Source organism: Actinoplanes sp. NPDC051633 (assembly GCF_040681735.1).
Taxonomy (GTDB): domain Bacteria; phylum Actinomycetota; class Actinomycetes; order Mycobacteriales; family Micromonosporaceae; genus Actinoplanes.
Window position 1 is genome coordinate 1 of sequence record NZ_JBFAZH010000892.1, and the last position, 3,302, is coordinate 3,302.

At 73.3% G+C, this 3,302-nt stretch carries 4 protein-coding genes; all 4 read right to left on the reverse strand.

Features of this window, described 5'->3' with window-relative positions; all coding sequences use genetic code 11:
• Nucleotides 1-148 (reverse strand): STAS domain-containing protein (locus AB0M20_RS33980; RefSeq protein WP_364304442.1); only part of this gene is annotated, 148 nt, incomplete at its 3' end.
• A complete protein-coding gene (locus tag AB0M20_RS33985) occupies nt 139-1,785 on the reverse strand; it encodes a SpoIIE family protein phosphatase (RefSeq protein ID WP_364304439.1) in 1,647 nt (548 codons plus the stop codon). The genes AB0M20_RS33985 and AB0M20_RS33980, both read right to left, overlap by 10 nt.
• A gap of 33 nt (nt 1,786-1,818) precedes the next feature.
• Nucleotides 1,819-2,469, reverse strand: coding sequence for a GTP cyclohydrolase II (ribA, locus tag AB0M20_RS33990; RefSeq protein WP_364304440.1), 651 nt, complete (start codon nt 2,467-2,469; stop codon nt 1,819-1,821).
• Between the two features lie 112 nt (nt 2,470-2,581).
• Nucleotides 2,582-3,302, reverse strand: a 721-nt coding sequence (locus AB0M20_RS33995; protein ID WP_364304441.1) for a lysylphosphatidylglycerol synthase domain-containing protein, incomplete at its 5' end; no start/stop codon positions are given.

Sequence of the window (3,302 nt, forward strand, 5' to 3'; positions counted from 1 at the left end):
GGTGCAACGCGGACACCCCGGCGCTGGCCAGGTGGGTCACCTCGCTCAGGTCGACGGTCAGCGGCAGCGTGCCGCCCCGGCTGCGCTGCAGCAGGCCGTGCCGCAGCCGCTCGGAACTGAGCGCGTCCACCGGCCCGGTCACCCGCACGACGCCGTCGCCGTCCGGCCGTCGGCGATCTCGAACGGCGCCGGTGCGGCCGCGGGGTGGATCGTGGAGAGCTCGCCGGTCAGCATCCGGGCCGGCCGGGTCAGCGTGTGCCGCACGGTGGCCACCGTCCCGTTCGCCGCCGGCTCCACCCGCATGCTCTCCACCAGCTGGGCGGTCAGCGCCAGGCCGCGGCCGCGGTTCGACTGCCGGGCCGGCTCCCGCCACCTGCCCTGGTCGGTGACCGTCGCCTCGAGGCAGCCCTCGACATTCAGCCCGGCGTGCAGCTCGAACATCGGATCGGCCGGTCGGGTGGCGCCGTCGAAGGCGTGCTCGATGGCGTTGGTCATCAGCTCACCGAGCGCGTGCTGCAGCAGGAACATGTCCCGCTCCGAGGTGCCGATCCGGGTCAGCCACTCACCGATCGCGGCCCGCGTCGGCCGCAGCGACTCCGGCTCGGCCGGCAGCCGCAGGTCGAGGGGGTCCGGCGGGTCGACACGCTGGGCGGCGAGCAGCGTCACGTCGTCGCTGTGGCCCGTCGTGCGTACCAGGAGCTCCACGGTCTGCTCGCAGACCCGCTCGGCCGGAGTCGCTGCGGGCGCCCGCAGCGCTCGCCCGGCCGCGCTGTCCGCCGCCACGTGCGCCAGCTCGGCCGTGCTGCCCGGGATGGTCCGCCCGGGCCGCTCCAGGATGCCGTCGGTGTAGAGAAGCAGAAGGTCACCGGTGGCCAGCGCCGCGGTCCGCACGGGGAACGACCCGCCGGTGCCCAGCGGTGTCCCGCCCGTGCCGGGCAGGAACCGCGTCTCCCCGGCGGCGGTGATCACCAGCGGCGGCGGATGCCCGGCCGTGCAGTACGACACCGAGCCGTCCGCCTGGTCCAGCAGCGCGAGGCAGACCGTCGTGGCGTGCGCCGCGGGCAGCCGGCGGGTGAACCGGTCGGCCGCGCCCAGCGCCTCGGCGATGTCCGCACCGGCGTCCAGCCGATCCCGCAGCACCGCCCGCAGCTGACCCATCACGCCGGACGCGGTCACGCCGTGCCCGACCACGTCACCCACCACGAGCGCGACGGTGCCGTCCGGCCGGGTGATCGCGTCGAACCAGTCGCCACCGGCCGAGGTGTCCCCGTCGGCGAGCAGGTAGCTGGCCGCGATCTGGGCGCCGGGCAGCACGGGCAGCCCGGCCGGCAGGAGTTCGCGCTGAAGGGTGTTCACCACGTCGCGCGACTGCCGCAGGCGCTCCTGCATGTCCTCGGCGTGCGACACGGCGGCGAGCCGGGCCTTCACACTCTCGGTGACGTCGAAACCCGTCCCGATCACGCCGCGGAGGGCGCCCTCGGCGTCCCGCCACGGCACGATCGTGAAGTTCACCCAGATCTCCAGCACCGAGCCGTCCGGCGCGCCCAGGTGGAACCGCCACTCCTGCCCGCTGACCGGTTGCTCGGTGCGATAGACCTCGTAGTACGCGTCGACGATCTGCTGGCCGCGCAGATCGCTGATGACCTCGCGCATCGGCGCGCCGAGCAGGTCCCGCCCCGGCAGCAGTGACCGCGTCACCTCACTGTGGGCCACCACCCGCAGGTCAGGCCCCTCGCAGACGGCCAGGATGAACGGCAACTGCTCGATGGCGGAGGCGACGGTCACCGTGCCATGGTGCCCCATCGCCGGGCGTCCGGCTCACTCCGCGAGGGGAAGCTCGATCGTATGGGCGGTGTGACTTGCCTTGGTGGCGAGATACCGCACGTTCGCGGCGGAGACGTGGACGCCGGTCGGGATCTGCTCCTCGACCTTCACTCCGTTGGCAATCAGCTGGGCAGCTTTGTCCGGATTGTTGCTCAGCAGCCGGATCCGTTCCGCCCCGAGCGCGATCAGCATCTGCGCCGCCGCGGTGTAGTCCCGCTCGTCCTCACCGTGCCCCAGCGCCACGTTGGCCTCGTAGGTGTCCATCCCCTCGTCCTGCAGCGCGTAGGCGTCCAGCTTCGCGTACAGGCCGATGCCACGACCCTCCTGCCGCAGGTAGAGCAGCAGGCCGCCGGTGTCGGCGATGCGCTCGACCGCCTCGCGCAGCTGCGGGCCGCAGTCGCAGCGCTGGCTGCCGAAGACATCGCCGGTGAGGCACTCGCTGTGCGGCCGGACCAGCGGTGGACGGCCGCCGACCGAGGACCGCGCGATCGCCCGCCGCCAGTCACCCAGCCCCAGGGCGAGATGCTCCTTGCCGTCCACCAGCCCGTCGAACGTGAAGACGCGTGCGGTGGCGGTGTAGCCGTCGCCGAAGCGAAGGGGAACGGTCACCTGGGTGCGGATGACAGCCTCGGTTATGTCCGTCATGGGTCCTCCTCGACCTGCGTCACCGTCCCGCGACGTGCCCCGTACGCGATGGCGATCTCCACGATTATCCGAAATCGATCGCGGATCAACAGGGTGATGAGAATCGCTCGGATCAGACACCGCTGTGTGCCAGCACGCGCACCGGGCGCTGGACCGGGATGATCACCTGCTCCGGGGCGGTCTCGACCACGACCGGCTGCGCCTGCGCGGCCCGCATCTTCGCCGCGCCGCGCGCGATCAGCACCACGGCGCCGGGCAGCGCCGCCACGAACGCGAGCACCCCGTAGACGACCGCGATGGTCAGGCCCTGGGTGGCGCTCATCCCGGCCGCGGCGAACGCCCACGCCGTGACGCCCTCCCGCGGACCCCAGCCGCCCACGTTCAGCGGCAGGGCCATCGCCAGCAGTGCGAGCAGCATCAGCGGCGCCAGCCGGAGCAGCGACGCGGTCGAACCGGCGGCCCGGGCGGCCACCACGAACGTCGCCAGATGGCCGGCCAGCACCACCGTCGACGCCAGCACGACACCCGGCAGGTTCCGGCGCGACAGCAGGCCGGTGCGGATCTCGGTGAGCCCGGTCCGGGCGGCCTTGGCGACCCGCGAGGTGCCGCTGCGCAGCCGCCGGGTGGTGACCGCGACGATCGCGCCGGCCAGCACGACGGCCGCGCCGATCGCCGCGGCCGCGGATCCGTGCCGCTCGAGGACGGTCAGAACCGGCGAGGGTACGGTCAGCAGCACGGTCACGCCGACCGCGATGAGCACGATCTGCCCGGCGGTCCGTTCCAGCACGACGGCGCGTACGCCTCGGGCGACGTCACCTTCGTCCCGGCCGTGC

What these genes read in the sequence shown, in the direction of transcription:
- ribA (WP_364304440.1), bottom strand. Translation starts at nt 2,469, where the DNA reads ATGACGGACATAACCGAGGCTGTCATCCGCACCCAGGTGACCGTTCCC.